Consider the following 17,052-nt stretch of genomic DNA (forward strand, 5'->3'; position numbering starts at 1 on the left):
AAACAACGTGGCGTCTTTTCGCCTTCTGCCGCCTACCCCCCGAACAAATCCTTCATCCGCGCGAAAAAGCCCGTCTCCTCGGGATGCGTGTCGACCGAGGACTCCTCCTCAAATTCGGCGAGGAGCTCCTTTTGCCGCTTGGTGAGCTTTTGCGGCGTCTCGACGCTGATCTGCACATGCAGGTCGCCGTGATCGCGTCCGCGCAAGATCGGCATGCCCTTGCCCTTGGCCTTGAGCTGGCGTCCGGACTGCGCGCCTTCCGGAATTTTGAGCTTCACCTCGGAGCCGTCGAGCGCATGGACCTTGATCTCGCCGCCAAGCGCCGCGCGCACCATCGAGATCGGCACGCGGCAATAGAGGTCGGCGCCGTCGCGCTGGAAGAAGGGATGCGGCTTTACGGAAAGAAAAATATAAAGATCGCCGGCCGGTCCGCCGCGCAGGCCGGCTTCGCCTTCGCCGGCGAGCCGGATGCGGGTGCCGTCTTCGACGCCCGGCGGCACATTGACCGAAAGCGACCGTTCGATCGTCTTGCGTCCCGCGCCCGCGCATGACGGGCAGGGATTCTCGATGATCTCGCCGCGTCCCTGGCAGGTTGGGCAGGTTCGTTCGATGGCGAAAAAGCCCTGCTGGGCGCGCACCCGTCCCATGCCGTTACAGGTCGAGCAGGTCTTGGGCTTCGAGCCCTTTTTCGCGCCTGTTCCCGAGCAGGCCTCGCAGGTCGCCGAGGTGGGGATTTTCAGCGAGGCGGTCTTGCCGCGATAGGCCTCGTCGAGGGTGATCTCCATATTGTAGCGCAGATCCGAGCCGCGCTCGCGGCCGCCCGAACGGCTGCGCCGTCCCATGACGTCGCCAAACAGATCCTCGAAAATGTCGGCCATGGAGGCGCCGAAACCCTCGCCGGCGCCAAAGCCGCCGCCCTGTTCAAAGGCGGCATGGCCGAAGCGATCATAGGCGGCGCGCTTCTGCTGGTCGCACAGACACTGATAGGCTTCGTTCAATTCCTTGAAACGCGCTTCCGCCTGCTTGTCGCCGGGGTGCCGATCGGGGTGGCACTGCATCGCCGCCTTGCGGAAGGCGATCTTCAATTCGACTTCCGTGACCGTGCGGCTGACGCCCAGAACTTCGTAATAGTCGCGTTTGGACATGCTTGATTTCTGATGGTGCGCGGCGGGCCTGGCCGCGATCACATGAACGCAAAGGAACCCGGCGTATTGGCGCCGGGTTCCCGTTTCGCTACCGCATCGAAGCGGCTATGGCCAGTCCCGGCTTACTTCTTGTCGTCGCCGACGTCCTTGAACTCCGCGTCGATCACGTCGTCCTTGGGCGCTTCGGAGGCGCCGGGGTTTGAAGCCTCGGCCTGCTGGGCCTTGTACATCGCCTCGCCGAGCTTCATCGAGGCCTGGCTCAATTCGTTGGTCCTGGCCTTGATCGCGTCGGCGTCGTCGCCCTCGACGGCGCTCTTCAGCGCGGCGATGGCGGCTTCGATCGCGCTCTTGTCCGCGCCCGAAACCTTATCGCCGAATTCGGCGACGGATTTCTCGGCGGCGTGGATCGCGGCCTCGCCATGGTTCTTGGCGTCGACGAGTTCGCGGCGGATTTTGTCCTCCGCGGCGTGCTCCTCGGCGTCCTTGACCATTTTGTCGATGTCGGCGTCGCTGAGGCCGCCAGAGGCCTGGATGCGGATCTGCTGTTCCTTGTTGGTGGCCTTGTCTTTCGCCGTGACGTTGACGATGCCGTTCGCGTCGATGTCGAAGGTCACTTCCACCTGCGGCATGCCGCGCGGCGCCGGCGGAATGCCGACGAGGTCGAACTGGCCGAGCAGCTTGTTGTTCGCAGCCATCTCGCGTTCGCCCTGGAAGACCCGGATGGTGACGGCGGTCTGATTGTCTTCGGCCGTCGAGAACACCTGGCTCTTCTTGGTGGGAATCGTCGTGTTCCGGTCGATGAGGCGCGTGAACACGCCGCCGAGCGTCTCGATGCCCAGCGACAGCGGCGTCACGTCGAGCAGCAGCACGTCCTTCACGTCGCCCTGCAGCACGCCCGCCTGCACCGCGGCGCCGATGGCGACGACTTCGTCAGGGTTGACGCCCTTGTGCGGCTCCTTGCCGAAGAACTGCTTCACGACCTCCTGCACTTTGGGCATACGGGTCATGCCGCCCACAAGCACCACTTCGCCGATGTCGGCCGCCGACAGTCCGGCGTCCTTCAACGCCTTCCGGCAGGGCTCGACCGTGCGCTGAATGAGATCGTCGACGAGCGCTTCGAATTTCGCGCGCGTCAGCTTCAGCGTCAGATGCTTGGGCCCGGTGGCGTCGGCCGTGATGTAGGGCAGATTGATTTCGGTCTGCGTCGCCGACGAGAGTTCGATCTTGGCCTTTTCGGCGGCCTCCTTGAGGCGCTGCAGGGCGAGCTTGTCCTTCGTGAGGTCGATGCCCTGCTCTTTCTTGAACTCGCCCGCGAGATATTCGACGAGACGCATGTCGAAGTCTTCGCCGCCGAGGAACGTGTCGCCGTTCGTCGACTTCACCTCGAAGACGCCGTCGCCGATCTCCAGGATCGACACGTCGAAGGTGCCGCCGCCGAGGTCATAAACCGCGATCGTGCCGGACTGCTTCTTGTCGAGGCCATAGGCGAGCGCCGCCGCGGTGGGCTCGTTGATGATGCGCAGCACCTCAAGGCCGGCGATCTTGCCGGCGTCCTTGGTGGCCTGGCGCTGAGCGTCGTTGAAGTAGGCGGGAACGGTGATGACGGCTTGCGTGACCGTCTGGCCGAGAAAGGCCTCGGCCGTCTCCTTCATCTTTTGCAGAATGAAGGCGGAAATCTGCGAGGGCGAATATTGCTTGCCCGAGGCCTCGACCCAGGCGTCGCCATTATTCGCCTTGACGATCTTGTAGGGGACGAGACCCATGTCCTTCTTGGTCATCGGGTCGTCGTAGGTGCGGCCGATCAGCCGCTTGATGGCGAAGAAGGTCTTGTCGGGGTTCGTCACCGCCTGACGTTTGGCGGGCTGGCCGACGAGGCGCTCGCCGTCGTCAGTGAAGGCGACGATCGAAGGCGTCGTCCTGGCGCCTTCGGCGTTTTCTATGACCTTGGGGCTCGACCCTTCCATGACGGCCACGCAGGAATTGGTCGTGCCGAGGTCGATGCCGATAATTTTGCCCATATCGTTTCCTTTCGCTGGTGAACGCCGAACCCCGAAGCGGTCCGGTTCAAAAGGCGAAGGACGGCGGCTCGCCATGAGCCCGCCGCGCGATCCTTCGCGCTTAGCTCTCCCAAGATTGTGTTGCGCTCACCCGGCCGCAAGAGCAGGCCGCGTATAGAAGAATCATTTCCTTGCGACAAGGCGTCCGGCTGCGCCGGGGCGCGTTCCGACGCGGGCAAGTCGGCTCAGCCGGCGCCAGGAACAAGATTTCGCTCCAACAAAATTTGTGTTTCCGGCTTGACCAATTGCTGATGACTGACGATTATCGAAAATCGTCAGATGGAACTCAACGCGGCTCTGGCGTCACGGGACGGGTTCAATGCTCAACTATCGCTCGAGTCTTTATGCGCTCGCCGCAGTTCTGACCGCGGCGCTGGCCGCCTGTGACGGCAAGGGCGAGCGGGCCGCCCACGAAAGCGATCCGGGCGAGCGGCCGGTGCTGGTCGCGCCGGCGCGCTACGCCGCGCAATCGCAGGCGCGCGAATTCGTCGCCACCATTCGCCCCAGGGTCGAGTCCGACCAAGGTTTTCGCATCGCCGGAAAGGTGGTCAAGCGCTTTGTCGAAGTCGGTCAGCGGGTGAAGGCCGGCGACCCGATCGCGGCGCTCGACGAGCAGGATCTGCGACTACAGAAAGAGCAGTCGGACGCCGAATTCGCTGCGGCGCGGGTGGCGCAAACTCAGGCCGTCGCCGACGAAAGGCGCGCCGCCGAACTGCGCGCCAAGGGCTGGACCGCGCAGGCGGCGCTCGATCGCGCGCGCGCCGGCGGCGAGGAGGCGCGCGGCCGGTTCCGCCGGGCCGAACGCGCGGTCGAACTCGCCCGCAACGCGCTGGACTACGCCACGCTGCGCGCCGGGGCGGACGGCGTCGTCACGCAAACGCTGGTCGACCCGGGGCAAGTGGTGGCGGCGGGGCAGCCGGCCGTGCGCATCGCCCATGCCGGCGAATTGGAAGCCGCCGTCGCGCTGCCGGAGGCCTTCGCCGCGGCGGCCGGAAAGGGCCAGGCGACCCTGACGCTCTGGTCGAAGCCCGGCGTGGTCTATCGCGCCAAGCTGCGCGAACTGAGCCCCGCCGCCGATCCGGTCACGCGCACCTTCGCGGCGCGCTTCTCTATCCTTAATCCGGACGCCGCCATCGCGCTGGGAATGAGCGCCACGCTGCACATTTCCGCTCCGGACGCGCAGCCCGTCGTCAGCGTGCCGCTCTCGGCGATCTACAATCAGGGCGCTGGACCCTCGCTTTGGAAGGTTGACGGCGAAGGGAATCTGCAGCTGGTTCCGGTGACATTGGTGCGCTTGGAGGCCGACGCCGCGCTTGTCGCCGGCGGCGTCAAGGACGGCGACAACATCGTCGTCCTCGGCGTCCACAAGCTCGATCCCAACACAAAAGTCCGCGCGATCTCGCGGCAATCGCTTTGAGGGTCCGGCCATGGCAGGCGTAAACCTTTCGCGCTGGGCCGTTCAACGGCCGACGCTGATGCTGTTTCTGATGATCGCGATCAGTCTGACCGGCGTCTATTCCTACATGCGGCTGGGACGCGCCGAGGATCCGTCATTCACCATCAAGGTCGCCGTCGTCACGGCCTCCTGGCCAGGCGCGACGGCCACCGAGATACGCGACCAGGTCGCCGATCTGATGGAGAAGAAGCTTCAGGAGCTGCCCTTCCTCGACAAGATCGATAGCTACACCAAGCCGGGCTTTCTGGCGATGCAGGTGACCTTCAAGGACACGACTCCGCCAAAGGACGTGCCGCAGCTCTTCTATCAGTTGCGCAAAAAACTCGACGACATCGCGCCGACGCTTCCCGCCGGCGTGCGCGGCCCGCAAGTGAATGACGAATATGGCGACGTCGATACCGTGATGTATGCGGTGACGGGCGACGGCGCCGACTATGACGTCCTCGACAAGGTGGTCCAGACGCTGCGCCAACGGCTGCTCGCGGTGCAGGATGTGATCAAAGTCGACGTCTATGGCGACCAGGGACGCCGCATCTTCGTCGAATTCAGCGAGGCGAAGCTCGCGAGCCTGGCGATCCAGCCTCAGGCGGTCTTCGATTCGCTCGCCAAGCAGAACGCCATCAATGACGCCGGCGTTTTCGAGACGTCGTCGAACCGCGTGCGGGTTCAGGTGACGAGCGATCTTAAGGGCGCCGACGCGATCGCCGCGATTCCGATCGAAGCGAACGGCAAGGTCGTCCGTCTCGGCGACATCGCCAATGTCTACGCCGGCTTCGAAGACCCGCCGAGTTTTCTCGCACGCTTTAAAGGCCGGCCGGCGATCGTCGTCGGCGTCGTCATGGGAAAGGGCGCCAACGTCCTCAGATTTGGCGAGAACGTCGGCGCGGCGGTCGAGGAGATCCGCGGCAAGACGCCGGTCGGCGTCGATATCGATCAGATCGCCGATCAGCCGAAGGTCGTCGACGAAGCGATCGGCGAATTCACCCGCTCCTTCCTCGAGGCTCTGGTGATCGTGCTCGGCGTGAGTTTTGTCTCGCTCGGCTTTCGGACCGGCATCGTCGTCGCGCTCTCCGTGCCTTTGGTGCTCGCCATCGTTTTCATCTTCATGGGGCCGCTCGGCATCGACCTCCAGCGCATCTCGCTTGGCGCGTTGATCATTGCGCTCGGCCTTCTCGTCGATGACGCGATCATCGCCGTCGAGATGATGATGGTGAAGATGGAGCAGGGCTTCAATCGGATCAAAGCCGCGACCTTCGCCTGGGACTCGACGGCCTTTCCGATGCTCACCGGAACGCTTGTCACCGCCGCGGGTTTCCTGCCCGTCGGCTTCGCTAACTCCGCCGTCGGCGAATATACGGGTTCGATGTTCTGGGTGTTGCTCGTTGCGCTGATCGCGTCATGGTTCGTCGCGGTGATGTTCACGCCCTATCTCGGCGTGAAGCTTCTTCCCGATTTCGCCAAGCTGCATCCGCATCACGATCCAGACGAGATCTATCGGACGCCGTTTTATCGCTGGCTCCGCGCCGTCGTCACCTGGGCGGTCGACTATCGCGGCGTTGTGATCGCAGGCGTGATCGGCGTTTTCGCGCTCGCGGTCTTCGGCTTCTTCGTCGTTCCCAAGCAATTCTTCCCCTATGCGGAGCGCATGGAGCTCTTCCTCCAGCTGCGTCTTCCGGAAGGTTCGTCGATCGGCGCTTCGCTCGAGGCCGCGAAACAGGCCGAGGCGCTCCTCAAGGACGATCCGGACGCCGCCCTCTACACGAGCTATGTCGGACAGGGGCCGCCGCGGTTCTGGCTCGGCCTCAATCCGCAGCTCCCGAACGAAGCCTATTCCGAGATCGTCATCGTCGCCAAGGACATCGCGGCGCGCGAGCGCTTGAAGAAGAAGCTGGAGACCGCCATCGCCAACGGCGCTTTGCCGCAGGCGCGCGCGCGCGTCGATCGCTTCTATTACGGACCGCCGGTGGGGTTTCCCGTGCAGTTTCGCGTGGTCGGCTCCGATCCGGCGACCGTCCGCGCCATCGCCTATCAGGTGCGCGACGTGATGCGCGGCGACGAGGGCGTCGACGATCCGCATCTCAACTGGAACGAGCAGACGCCGCGCGTGCGCCTCGTCATCGATCAGGATCGCGCGCGGCTCCTCGGGCTGACGCCGCAGGATGTGTCGAACAGGCTGCGTCTGGCGATTTCCGGCGTGACGATCGCGACGTTGCGCGACGGGATCGATCAGGTGGAAGTGGTCGCGCGCGCCATTCCCCAGGAGCGCGGCGATCTCTCGAGGATCGGCGACATGGTGATCTATGCGCGCGACGGCAAGGCGGTGACGGTCTCGCAGGTCGCGAAGATCGTCTACGACCACGAAGAGCCGATCTTTTGGCGGCGCAATCGCGACATGAGCATCACGGTGCGCTCCGGCGTCAAGGACGGCGTGCAGGCGCCGGATGCCACGATGCGCATCTGGCCGCAGCTTGCCCAGATTCGCGAGCGTCTTCCGCCGGGCTATCGCATCGAGATGGGCGGCGCGATCGAGGAATCCAAAAAAGGCAACGCCTCGATCTTTGCGGTGTTCCCGCTCGTCGGCCTCGTCATGCTGACCATCGTGATGTTCCAGCTGCAGAACTTCACGCGCGTCGCGCTCGTGATGATGAGCGCGCCGCTCGGCGTCATCGGCGCGTCGCTCGCGCTCAATGTCGCTCACGCGCCATTCGGCTTCGTGGCGCTGCTTGGCCTCATCGCGCTTTCGGGCATGGACATGCGCAATTCGATCATTCTCGTCGATCAGGTGCGGCAAGACCTCGAGCGCGGCGAGAAATACCGTGAGGCGATCATCGGCGCGACGATTCGGCGGGTGCGTCCCGTCGCGCTGACGGCGCTCGCGGCGATTCTCGCCATGATTCCCTTGTCGGGCTCCGCCTTCTGGGGGCCGATGGCGCTGACCATCATGGGCGGGCTGTTTGTCGCCACTTTTCTCACCGTTCTGTTCCTGCCGGCGCTTTACGCGACATGGTTCCGCCGTCATCTTGGCGAGGGATTGGCCGAAGCCAAGGGCGCGCGGGCCCGGACTCTGGCCGACGGGCTTGCGAGGGGAGCGGCCGAATGAGCGTTGAGGCCAGCACGCAGAACGCGCGCGAGACCGAGCAGCGCGCGAGAATCATCGCCACCGCAGAACGGCTCTTCCGCGAGATCGGCTTCCAAAAGACCACGGTCGCCGACATCGCCCGCGAATTGCGGATGTCGCCGGCCAACGTCTATCGCTTCTTTGGCGCCAAATCGGAAATCAACGCCGCCGTCGCCCGCCATCTGATGAACGAAGTCGAACAGTCGGCGCAGAGCATCGCGCATGGGCCTGGTTCGGCGGAGCAGCGGCTGCGCGCGCTCATCCTGTCCAATGAGGCGATGAACGCCGAGCGCTACGTCGCCGACCGCAAGCTCCACGACATGGTGGAAGCGGCGCTGGATGAGAATTGGCCGATCATCGCGGATCACATCGACCGAATCGACGCCGTGCTCGAGGACGTCATTCGCGCCGGCATGGAGAGCGGCGAATTCGCTGACGGCGATGCGCAGCTCGCGGCGCGGCTGGTGCACGCCGCCTGTATTCGCTACTGCCATCCGCGGCTGATGGTGGAATGCGCCGATCGCCCGACGCCGACGAGCGCGCAAATGGTCGAATTTTGCATCGCAGCGTTGCGCGCCGGCTTTCGCGATCTCAACCGATCGGCGACGTTGTCGCGCTGAACGCGATTCGACCTATACCTTCGGCGCCGGCGACGTATAATGAGCGGGCGGCGCTATTCGTTTGGATACGACTGTGAGTCGCGGGAGCAACGGCGAAACAATCGGACGGTCGATGAAGGTTACTCTGGTTCAGATGAATTCCGTTGGCGACAAGGCCTTGAACCTCGCCAACGCCCGCGCTTTGATCGAGCGCGCCGTTGTTCAGGAGCGTCCGGACTGGATTTGTCTGCCTGAGGTCTTCGATTTCATCGGCGGTTCGCGCGCCGAGAAGATGGCCGCCGCCGAGGAGCTGCCTGGCGGTCCCGCCTATCAAATGTGCCAGGCGCTCGCGCGCGAGCACAAGGTCTTCATCCACGCCGGATCGATTCTTGAAAAAGCGCCCGGCGAGGAGCGGTTGCACAACACCAGCGTCGCCTTCAACCGCGAGGGCAAGGAGGTGGCGCGATACCGCAAGATCCACATGTTCGACATCACGGCGCCCGACGGGGCGAAATATCATGAGAGCGCCGCGTTCAAGCCGGGCGACTCCGTCGTCACCTATGACTGCGAGGGCGTCACCGTCGGCTGCGCGATCTGTTATGACCTGCGCTTTTCATATCTCTTCCAGGCGCTCGCGGATAAGGGCGCGGATATCGTCGCGCTGCCGGCGGCGTTCACGCTGGTCACCGGCAAGGATCATTGGGAAGTGCTGTGCCGCGCGCGCGCGATAGAGATGCAGGCCTATCTCTGCGCGCCGGCGCAAACGGGCGCGCATAAGGCCGGGCACGAGACGCGCTTCACATATGGCAATTCTCTGATCGCCGATCCTTGGGGCCAAGTCGTCGCGAAGGCCTCCGAAGGGCCGGGGCTCGTATCGTCCTATGTGGACGTCGACCGCATTCGTAAAATTCGCGCCATGATCCCCGTGGCGCAGCACAAGGTGAGACTCGCGGTTTGAAGGCGCCGCCATCGCCCGCCCGCCGGTCCGCTCCGGGGTCGTTTCATCGGGACGCCGAACACGTGATCGCCCTTGCAAATCGGTCGTTTATGCGTACTATGAGGCCATGGGGTCAGCGCCCATTTTATTGCCATGTTGCGATTGCCAGAAGCTTCGAGGGGGAGTTGTGTTCAGCCCAGTCCCGACAGAACGATCATTGGGCGCTCTCTTCGCATGGTAAGGAGACCCGCTCCAGGCAGCACCTTGACGCGGGCGGCGCTGCGAGAGGCCGTCTATGGCTGTTGCCCGTCGCTGTCCCGCGCTGAAGCCCGCAAAATCTTGGACGCGACTTTTGACGAGATCAGCGAAGCCTTGCTCCGCGGCGAATCCGTAAAACTGCGTTCTTTCGGGACTTTCAACGTGCGCGCCAAGCGTGAGCGCATTGGCCGCAATCCCAAAACTGGCGTCGAGGCCACGATAACGTCGCGCCGTGTGCTGACCTTCAAGGCCTCGCCCGTGCTTGTCGCGCATGTCAATGGCGACGCGGTCATTCCTGAAGAGGACTGACTCCTCTATCATGGGGCTAGACGGCAATCGTCGGCGATGCGGTCGCGGCGAGCCGAGCGGCTTCTCACATCCAAGGTGAAAGATGCGGAAATTAAGCGTGGCGGTCGCGGTCTTCGCGGCGCTTACCGCGCTGGTCGGCGCCCACAAAGGCGACTCCAGCCTATTCGTCCTCGTCGCGGCGGCGGCGCTCTGCGCCTATACCACATGGCGCGCGGCCGACATGTCGAGCTTCCTGAAAATCTTCGCCTTCATTTTTTCGACGGAGACGATCGTCTTCGGACTCGTCGCCCTCGCCCAGGCGGAAGGCCTGTGGCCGGAGTCGATGAAGGATTATGCGCCGCCCGAAACCATGCCGCTCACCGTGGCGGTGTTCTCGATCATCGTTTACGCCATCTCGCACATTCCGGTCGTGAGGGAGATGACGCGCATCGCCGATCTTTATTTCAGTTCACGCGATCGTGGCGAAGGGCGCGTCTGGCCATTCCGGCCCTTTGCGGCGCGCGAGAGCGCCATCGCCATCGCCATGGTGGTGGTGCTGGTGCTCCTCAATCAAGGACAGGTCGGCATCACCGTGCGCCTGTCCTTCTTCAATCGCGACTGGTACAACGCCATTCAAGAAAAGAACGCTCCGGAGTTCTGGCGGCAGCTCCTCTTCGTGTTCACGCCATGGGCTTTCGTTTACGTCGCCTCCGTGATCATCGAATTCGTTCTGCAGTCGATGCTGATCATCCGCTGGCGTCGATGGCTGACGGAACATTATATCGAGCGCTGGCTCGGCGCGCACACGCATTATGGGATGGCGCTCGCCGGGAGCGGCGCCGACAATCCGGACCAGCGCATCGCCGAAGACGTGAATCGCTTCATCAGCGGCGGGGAGGAAGGCTATGGCGTCTACTCCTATTCGATCCTGCTGATCGCCACCTTGAGTTCGCTCGTTTCCTTCGCCTATGTGCTCTGGGATCTTTCCGGCAATTATCCGCTGCCAGGAACGGAGATCTATGTGCCCGGCTTCCTGTTCTGGGCGGTGCTGATCTATGCGGCGGTGGGAACGCTGGTGACGCATCTTATCGGCCGCACTCTCACCGGGCTCTACTTCGATCGGCAGAGACGCGAGGCCGATTTCCGCTTTTCGCTGGCCCGCATGCGCGAATACAGCGAGCAGATCGCGCTGCTCGGCGGCGAGCCCGCCGAGCGCGGCTCGCTGCTGCGGCGCTTCGCCGGCATTATCGTCAACTATCTGGCGATCGTGCAGAAGCGCAAGCAGCTGATGGCGTTCACCTCCACCTACGGACAGCTTTCGCCGATCATCCCTTACGTGATCACGGCGCCCTTCTATTTCGCCGGGCGCATTACGCTCGGCGTCATGACGCAGACGGCGAGCGCTTTCGGGCGGGTGGAGAGCGCGCTGACCTTCTTCATCAACTATTACACCTCTCTCGCCAATTTTAAGTCCGTGCTCGACCGCCTGACGTCCTTCGACCACGCGATCGATACGGCCCGCGCGCAGACGTCCGCGACGCAGATCATCGCGCCGACCGACGGCGCCGACATGCGCCTGCGCGGGCTGACGCTGGCTTTGCCGGACGGACGCGAAATCGTGACAGTCGACGATCTGACGCTCGCCGCCGGCCAGTCGGCGCTGCTCACCGGCCCGTCGGGCTCCGGCAAGTCGACGCTGTTTCGCGCCATCGCCGGCATCTGGCCTTACGCTTCGGGCGAGGTGCTGACTCCGCGCGGCGCGAAGGTGATGCTGGCGCCGCAGCGGCCCTACATCCCGATGGGCGCGCTGGCCGAAGCGATCGTCTATCCGGGCCACGTCGACGACTATTCGCAGGCTGAAGTGCAGGAGGCGCTGCGCGCCGCGCGGCTTGCGCCGTTCGTGGAGCGCCTCGACGAGGAAAACAACTGGGGTCAGCGGCTTTCGGGCGGCGAGCAGCAGCGCGTCGCGATCGCCCGCGCGCTTCTCGCCAAGCCGGACTGGCTTTTCCTCGACGAAGCGACGTCGGCGCTGGACGAGCAGCTCGAAGAAGACATCTACGCCATGCTGCGCGAGCGGCTGCCGGGCGCGACGATCGTCTCCATCGGCCACCGGTCGACGCTGCACGCCTTCCACGATCGATACATCGTCATGGAGCCGTCGGCCGGCGGCGTCTTCAGCCCGCGCGACAAGGTGCTTGCGTGACGAAAGAGTCCGGGCGCGAAGGCGGACGATCGCTCAAGACGCGGGTCAAGACGGCCCGCAAGCGGTCGCTCTCCTCGACGCTCTGGCTGGAGCGTCAGCTCAATGATCCCTATGTGGCGCGCGCCAAGCGCGAGGGCTACCGCTCGCGCGCCGCCTATAAGCTCATCGAGATGGATGATCGCTATCATCTCTTTAAGCCGGGCGACCGCATCGTCGATCTTGGCGCCGCTCCCGGCGGCTGGTCACAGGTCGCCGCGGCGCATGTGAAGGCGAAAGAGGGGAAGGGCAAGGTCGTCGCGGTCGATCTTCTCGACATGGAGGCGGTCGACGGCGTCGAATTCGCGGTGAAGGACTTCAACGATCCCGACGCGCCCGAGTTCATCAAGAACATGCTCGGAGGCGCCGCCGACGGCGTCATATCGGACATGGCCGCGAACGCCACCGGCCATAAGGCGACCGATCATCTGCGCATCGTCGCTCTGGCCGAGCTTGCCGCCGATTTCGCTTGCGACGTGCTGGCGGAAGGCGGCTTCTTCATCGCCAAGGTGCTGCAAGGCGGAACCGAGGGCCAGCTGCTCACGCGGCTCAAGCGCGATTTTTCGACCGTGCGCCACGTCAAGCCGGCGGCGAGCCGCGCGGGTTCGGCCGAGCTCTATGTGCTGGCGACAGGATTTCGGGGGCGGCGGGACGACTAGGCTGCGCGGTTAGCCGCCATGCGCTTGCGCATAGGCGTCGACCTCGGCGATCCTCTCTTTCTTTTCATCGTCAGAAAGAAATGAGGCGGAGAAACTTTTTTTCGCCAATTGCATCAGCTCGGCCGCTCCCAACGCGAAAGTCTGCTGAATCGCGCGGTAATTCTCGTTCACATAGCCGCCGAAATAGGCCGGATCGTCGGAATTGACGGTCACGACGACGCCTGCCTCGAAGAGCCGCTGAATCGGATGCGCACGCATGTCGGGATAGACGCAGAGGCGTATATTCGACAGCGGACAGACCGTCAGCGGAACCCCCTCGCGCGCGAGCCGCTGAACCAGGGCGGCGTCGTCGATCGCGTGCACGCCGTGGTCGATGCGCTCGACCTTCAAGCGGTCCAGCGCTTCGGCGACATAGGCGGCGGGTCCCTCTTCGCCCGCATGCGTCACGGCGCGCAGACCGAGCGAACGGGCGCGCTCATAGACTTCAGTGAACTTGCCCGGCGGATTACCGGCTTCTGCGGAATCCAGTCCGATTCCGGTAATGCGATCGAGCCAGGGGCGCGCCGCTTCGAGTGTGGCGAAAGCGTCCGCCGCATCGAGATCGCGCAAAAAGCACATGATGAGCTGCGCCGTCGGCCCGCCCTCGCGCGCAGCGTCGTTCAGCGCCGCGCTCAATCCCTCAACGACCGGACCGAAGGGAACGCCGCGTCGCATATGCGCCTGCGGATCGAAAAAGATTTCAGCGTGGCGGATGCTTTCCTCGCGGGCGCGGTCGAGATAGGCCCGCGCCAGATCGTAGAAGTCTCGCTCGGTCAAAAGCGCCTGCGTCGCCTGATAATAGAGCTCGAGAAAGTCCTCGAGGTTTTGAAAATCGTATAAGCGGCGCATCGCATCGACGGACGCATACGGCAGCTTGACGCCATTGCGTTCGGCGAGCGCGAAGGCCATCTCGGGCTCAAGCGTTCCCTCGATGTGAAGGTGAAGCTCCGCCTTCGGGAGCCCGGTGACGAAGTCTTGGGCTGCGTTCGACACAACGTGCTCGTTTCAGTCGATCTGGCGCGCGCAATCCCTGTCGACAAGACCTCTCAGCCCGTGATCGCCGGCGGGATTATGCGCGTTTTCTACGCCGCCCGGTCAGGTCGTCGCCCGCGTTCGGCGCGAGCGGCAGGAATTGCGTGACGGCGGTCATCGAAATCGCCGCCACGACAAGAAACGCCGGCGTAAAATCCGCCGCCTCCAGCGCGCCGCCGCCGCGCAGCGCGCGCGCCGCCTCCAACGCCGCGGCGCCGATGGCGACGCCCGTCGACAGCGACAATTGCTGGGCGACGGAGGCGAAGCTCGTGGCGCGGCTCATCGCATCCTGATCGACGTCGGCGTAGGCGATGGCGTTGAGCGCGGTGAACTCCAGCGAGCGGAAGAAGCCGCCGACAAGCAGCGCGCCCATGATAAGCATATGCGGCGTCGTCACCGAAAAAGTGGCGCAGAGCGCGAGAAAGCCGGCGCAGATGAGCGCATTGACGATCAGCACGCGCCGAAAGCCGAACATCCGCAGGATCGGCTGGGCGGTGGTCTTCATCGCCATCGCGCCCGCCGCTGAAACGAAGGTCAGAAGTCCCGCGTCATAAGCGGAGAGTCCGAAGCCCGCTTGCAGCAGCAGCGGCAGCAGGAAAGGCGTGGCGCCGAGTCCGATGCGAAACAGAAAGCCGCCAAAAACCGCCGCGCGGAACGTCGGGATCTGCAGGAGATCGAGATCGACGATCGGATAAGGCGTGCGTTTGGCGTGGCGCACATAAGCGAATAGCGCCCCTGCCCCGAGCGCGACGATCAAAACCACCACCGGCGCCGGCGCGAAGCCGCGCCCCGCGATCGTGAAGCCAAAGACGAGGCATGAGAGGCCGACGCCTGAGAGGATCGCGCCGGCGATGTCGAGCGGCGGCGTCCATTCCTCGCGCATATTCGGAATGAAGCGCGTGACCAGCATGACGCCGAGCGCGCCGATCGGCACATTGATCCAGAAAATATAGCGCCAATGAAAATAGGTGGCGATGAAGCCGCCGATCGGCGGGCCGATCATCGGGCCGATGAGCGCCGGAATGGTGAGATAGGCCATGGCGCGCACAAGTTCGTGGCGCGGCGCGGTGCGCAGCAGCACGAGGCGTCCGACCGGCGTCATCATCGCGCCGCCGAGGCCCTGCACGATCCGGAAAGCCACGATCGCGCCGAGCGAATTGGACAGGCCGCAGAGAATGGAGCCGAAGGTGAAGACGATGATCGCCGCGCGAAAGACGCGCCGTGCGCCGAAGCGATCCGCGGCCCAGCCCGAGAGCGGAATGAAGACCGCGAGCGAGAGAAGATAGGACGTCAGCGCCAGTTTCAGCGCGACCGGATCTTCGTGAAGATCGGCCGCCATCGCCGGCAGCGCCGTCGCGAGAACGGTGCCGTCGAGCTGCTCCATGAAGAGCGCGGTGGCGATGATGAGCGGCGTGACGAAATAGGACAATGCGCTCAGCCCGCTTTTGAAAGTGTCGCGTCAAGCCTGACGCCTGTGGACGGACTTCGCGTCAAATGAGCTTCAACCCTCGGAAGCTGGCGTGGCCATGACGGCCGACGATGAGGTGATCGTGAACCGTAATGCCGAACGGTTGCGCGATGGCGGCGATGTCCTTTGTCATACGTATGTCAGCGGACGATGGCGTCGGATCTCCGGAGGGATGATTATGCGCCAGGATCAGCGCGCTCGCGCCAAGCTCCAGCGCGCGTCTGACGATTTCGCGCGGATAGACCGGCGTATGGTCGATGGTGCCGACCCCCTGCACCTCGTCGGCGATCAGCGCGTTGCGCTTGTCGAGGAACAGGATGCGAAACTCCTCGCGCTCGGCGAAAGCCATCGCCGTCCGGCAATAGTCGAGCACCTCCATGAAGGAGGAAAGCACGGGACGTTTCTGCAAGGCGCCGCGCGCCAGGCGTTTCGCAGCGGCTTCCACAAGCTTGATTTCGACGATCGCCGCTTCGCTGAGGCCCTCGACTTCACGAAGCCTCTCCGGCCGCGCCGCGACCGTCTCGGCGAAGGAGCCAAAGCGGGCGATCAGCGCCTTGGCCAGCGGCTTCACGTCGCGGCGCGCGATCGCGCGAAACAACAGCAGCTCCAGCATTTCGTAATCGGCGAGCGCCGCTTCGCCTGCATCCATGAATCGATCGCGCAAACGCTGCCGGTGACCGTGGTAGTGGGGCGCGGAATCGCTCAGGCCTGAGCCCTCGCTGGATGCGGCGTCAGCCGCCTTCTTCATGCGTCGGCGCGCGCGGCAGAGGGATTGTCGAGCCCCGCCGGCGACTTGGTGAAGACTTCCACGCCCGTCTCGGTGACGGCGACCGAATGTTCGAACTGCGCGGAAAGAGACCGGTCGCGGGTGACGGCCGTCCAGCCGTCCGACAATATTTTCACCTGCGACCGGCCGAGATTGATCATCGGCTCAATGGTGAAGAACATGCCCGGCCGCAGCTCGACGCCCTCGCCCTTGACGCCATAGTGCAGAATATTCGGCTCGTCGTGGAAGACGCGCCCGAGCCCGTGGCCGCAAAAATCGCGCACGACCGAACAGCGCTCGCTTTCGGCATAGTGCTGAATCGCCGCGCCGATGTCGCCCGTCGTCGCGCCAGGCTTGACGGCGGCGACGCCCCGCTCAAGCGCCTCATAGGTCACGTCGATCAGTCGTTGCGCCCGTCGTGGAATTTCGCCGACGGCGAACATGCGGCTGGCGTCGCCGTGCCAGCCGTCGAGGATGAAGGTCACGTCGATATTGACGATGTCGCCTTCGCGCAGCGGCTTATTGTCCGGCACGCCATGGCAGACGACATGATTGATGGAGGTGCAGATGGATTTTCGATAGCCCCGATAGTCGAGCGGCGCGGGATAGGCGCCATGCGCCATGGCGAAGTCGAAAACCAGATCGTCGAGCGCCTGCGTCGTCACGCCCGGCTTGACCTGTTCGACCAGCATGTCCAGCGCCTGCGCCGTCAGCCTGCCCGCGGCGCGCATGCCCTCGAAATCCTTAGGACCATGCAGCTTGATCTGTCCGCTTTTGCGCGCGGCGGGCGCGAGATGAGATTCGATAAAGGTCATGTAATGTGGCGGCTCGGCTTTCCTGGGCGAAGGGTATGCTCGACAAGGTAATGGTTTGAGCCGGCAACGCAAGGCTGCCGCGGGACGCCGCCCGTGATTCCGCCGGAAAGCGCGCAGCGCGGTCTTGGCGGGACAGCCGCGATTCAATACCAAGAGGGCATGCGGCTTGCTACCGC

General features: G+C 64.2%; 13 protein-coding genes. 7 read left to right on the forward strand and 6 right to left on the reverse strand.

Going from position 1 to position 17,052, the window contains the following annotated elements:
* Positions 1 to 32 precede the first annotated feature (32 nt).
* Both dnaJ and dnaK read right to left on the reverse strand, forming a co-directional pair.
* Positions 33 to 1,145, reverse strand: a complete 1,113-nt coding sequence (gene dnaJ / locus BN69_RS08440; protein ID WP_014891166.1) for a molecular chaperone DnaJ — start codon at positions 1,143 to 1,145, stop codon at positions 33 to 35.
* A gap of 122 nt (positions 1,146 to 1,267) precedes the next feature.
* A complete protein-coding gene (gene dnaK, locus BN69_RS08445; RefSeq protein WP_014891167.1) occupies positions 1,268 to 3,163 on the reverse strand; it encodes a molecular chaperone DnaK in 1,896 nt (631 codons plus the stop codon).
* A 358-nt stretch (positions 3,164 to 3,521) separates the two neighbouring features.
* Between dnaK and BN69_RS08450 the strand changes: the two genes are divergently transcribed.
* From BN69_RS08450 to BN69_RS08480, 7 genes are all read left to right on the forward strand, one after another.
* On the forward strand, positions 3,522 to 4,619 hold the full coding sequence (locus BN69_RS08450) for an efflux RND transporter periplasmic adaptor subunit (RefSeq protein WP_014891168.1): 1,098 nt from the start codon (positions 3,522 to 3,524) through the stop codon (positions 4,617 to 4,619).
* A 10-nt stretch (positions 4,620 to 4,629) separates the two neighbouring features.
* Positions 4,630 to 7,758 (forward strand): efflux RND transporter permease subunit, encoded by a 3,129-nt coding sequence (locus BN69_RS08455; protein WP_014891169.1) that lies wholly within the window; start codon positions 4,630 to 4,632, stop codon positions 7,756 to 7,758.
* On the forward strand, positions 7,755 to 8,396 hold the full coding sequence (locus BN69_RS08460) for a TetR/AcrR family transcriptional regulator (protein ID WP_014891170.1): 642 nt from the start codon (positions 7,755 to 7,757) through the stop codon (positions 8,394 to 8,396). Before BN69_RS08455 ends, BN69_RS08460 begins: the two co-directional genes overlap by 4 nt.
* A 112-nt stretch (positions 8,397 to 8,508) precedes the next feature.
* Positions 8,509 to 9,333: a carbon-nitrogen hydrolase family protein gene (locus BN69_RS08465; protein ID WP_014891171.1), complete on the forward strand. Its 825-nt coding sequence runs from the start codon at positions 8,509 to 8,511 to the stop codon at positions 9,331 to 9,333.
* A 213-nt stretch (positions 9,334 to 9,546) separates the two neighbouring features.
* Entirely contained in the window at positions 9,547 to 9,879 is a 333-nt protein-coding gene (locus BN69_RS08470; RefSeq protein ID WP_041926880.1) for an integration host factor subunit alpha, read from the forward strand.
* Positions 9,880 to 9,961: 82 nt separating this feature from the next.
* Positions 9,962 to 12,061 carry an ABC transporter ATP-binding protein/permease gene (locus tag BN69_RS08475; RefSeq protein WP_014891173.1) on the forward strand — a complete coding sequence of 700 codons (2,100 nt, stop codon included), beginning with the start codon at positions 9,962 to 9,964 and terminating at the stop codon, positions 12,059 to 12,061.
* Positions 12,058 to 12,756 (forward strand): RlmE family RNA methyltransferase, encoded by a 699-nt coding sequence (locus tag BN69_RS08480; protein WP_014891174.1) that lies wholly within the window; start codon positions 12,058 to 12,060, stop codon positions 12,754 to 12,756. Before BN69_RS08475 ends, BN69_RS08480 begins: the two co-directional genes overlap by 4 nt.
* Positions 12,757 to 12,765: 9 nt before the next feature.
* On the opposite strand, the gene BN69_RS08485 is transcribed toward BN69_RS08480, so the two are convergent.
* The 4 genes from BN69_RS08485 to map all read right to left on the reverse strand — a co-directional run bounded on the left by BN69_RS08485 (position 12,766) and on the right by map (position 16,876).
* The gene (locus BN69_RS08485) at positions 12,766 to 13,788 is read right to left on the reverse strand and encodes an adenosine deaminase (RefSeq protein ID WP_014891175.1); all 1,023 of its coding nucleotides are present in this window, start codon (positions 13,786 to 13,788) and stop codon (positions 12,766 to 12,768) included.
* A gap of 76 nt (positions 13,789 to 13,864) precedes the next feature.
* Positions 13,865 to 15,256 carry a DHA2 family efflux MFS transporter permease subunit gene (locus tag BN69_RS08490; RefSeq protein ID WP_014891176.1) on the reverse strand — a complete coding sequence of 464 codons (1,392 nt, stop codon included), beginning with the start codon at positions 15,254 to 15,256 and terminating at the stop codon, positions 13,865 to 13,867.
* Positions 15,257 to 15,317: 61 nt separating this feature from the next.
* The gene (gene radC / locus BN69_RS08495) at positions 15,318 to 16,043 is read right to left on the reverse strand and encodes a RadC family protein (RefSeq protein ID WP_014891177.1); all 726 of its coding nucleotides are present in this window, start codon (positions 16,041 to 16,043) and stop codon (positions 15,318 to 15,320) included.
* Positions 16,040 to 16,876 (reverse strand): type I methionyl aminopeptidase, encoded by an 837-nt coding sequence (gene map / locus BN69_RS08500; RefSeq protein WP_014891178.1) that lies wholly within the window; start codon positions 16,874 to 16,876, stop codon positions 16,040 to 16,042. Before map ends, radC begins: the two co-directional genes overlap by 4 nt.
* Positions 16,877 to 17,052 lie beyond the last annotated feature (176 nt).

It is taken from the genome of Methylocystis sp. SC2 (genome assembly GCF_000304315.1).
Taxonomy (GTDB): domain Bacteria; phylum Pseudomonadota; class Alphaproteobacteria; order Rhizobiales; family Beijerinckiaceae; genus Methylocystis.

What these genes read in the sequence shown, in the direction of transcription:
- BN69_RS08450 (WP_014891168.1), top strand. Translation starts at nt 3,522, where the DNA reads ATGCTCAACTATCGCTCGAGTCTTTATGCGCTCGCCGCAGTTCTGACC.
- BN69_RS08475 (WP_014891173.1), top strand. Translation starts at nt 9,962, where the DNA reads ATGCGGAAATTAAGCGTGGCGGTCGCGGTCTTCGCGGCGCTTACCGCG.
- BN69_RS08465 (WP_014891171.1), top strand. Translation starts at nt 8,509, where the DNA reads ATGAAGGTTACTCTGGTTCAGATGAATTCCGTTGGCGACAAGGCCTTG.
- BN69_RS08470 (WP_041926880.1), top strand. Translation starts at nt 9,547, where the DNA reads ATGGTAAGGAGACCCGCTCCAGGCAGCACCTTGACGCGGGCGGCGCTG.
- radC (WP_014891177.1), bottom strand. Translation starts at nt 16,043, where the DNA reads ATGAAGAAGGCGGCTGACGCCGCATCCAGCGAGGGCTCAGGCCTGAGC.
- BN69_RS08455 (WP_014891169.1), top strand. Translation starts at nt 4,630, where the DNA reads ATGGCAGGCGTAAACCTTTCGCGCTGGGCCGTTCAACGGCCGACGCTG.
- BN69_RS08460 (WP_014891170.1), top strand. Translation starts at nt 7,755, where the DNA reads ATGAGCGTTGAGGCCAGCACGCAGAACGCGCGCGAGACCGAGCAGCGC.
- map (WP_014891178.1), bottom strand. Translation starts at nt 16,876, where the DNA reads ATGACCTTTATCGAATCTCATCTCGCGCCCGCCGCGCGCAAAAGCGGA.
- dnaJ (WP_014891166.1), bottom strand. Translation starts at nt 1,145, where the DNA reads ATGTCCAAACGCGACTATTACGAAGTTCTGGGCGTCAGCCGCACGGTC.
- dnaK (WP_014891167.1), bottom strand. Translation starts at nt 3,163, where the DNA reads ATGGGCAAAATTATCGGCATCGACCTCGGCACGACCAATTCCTGCGTG.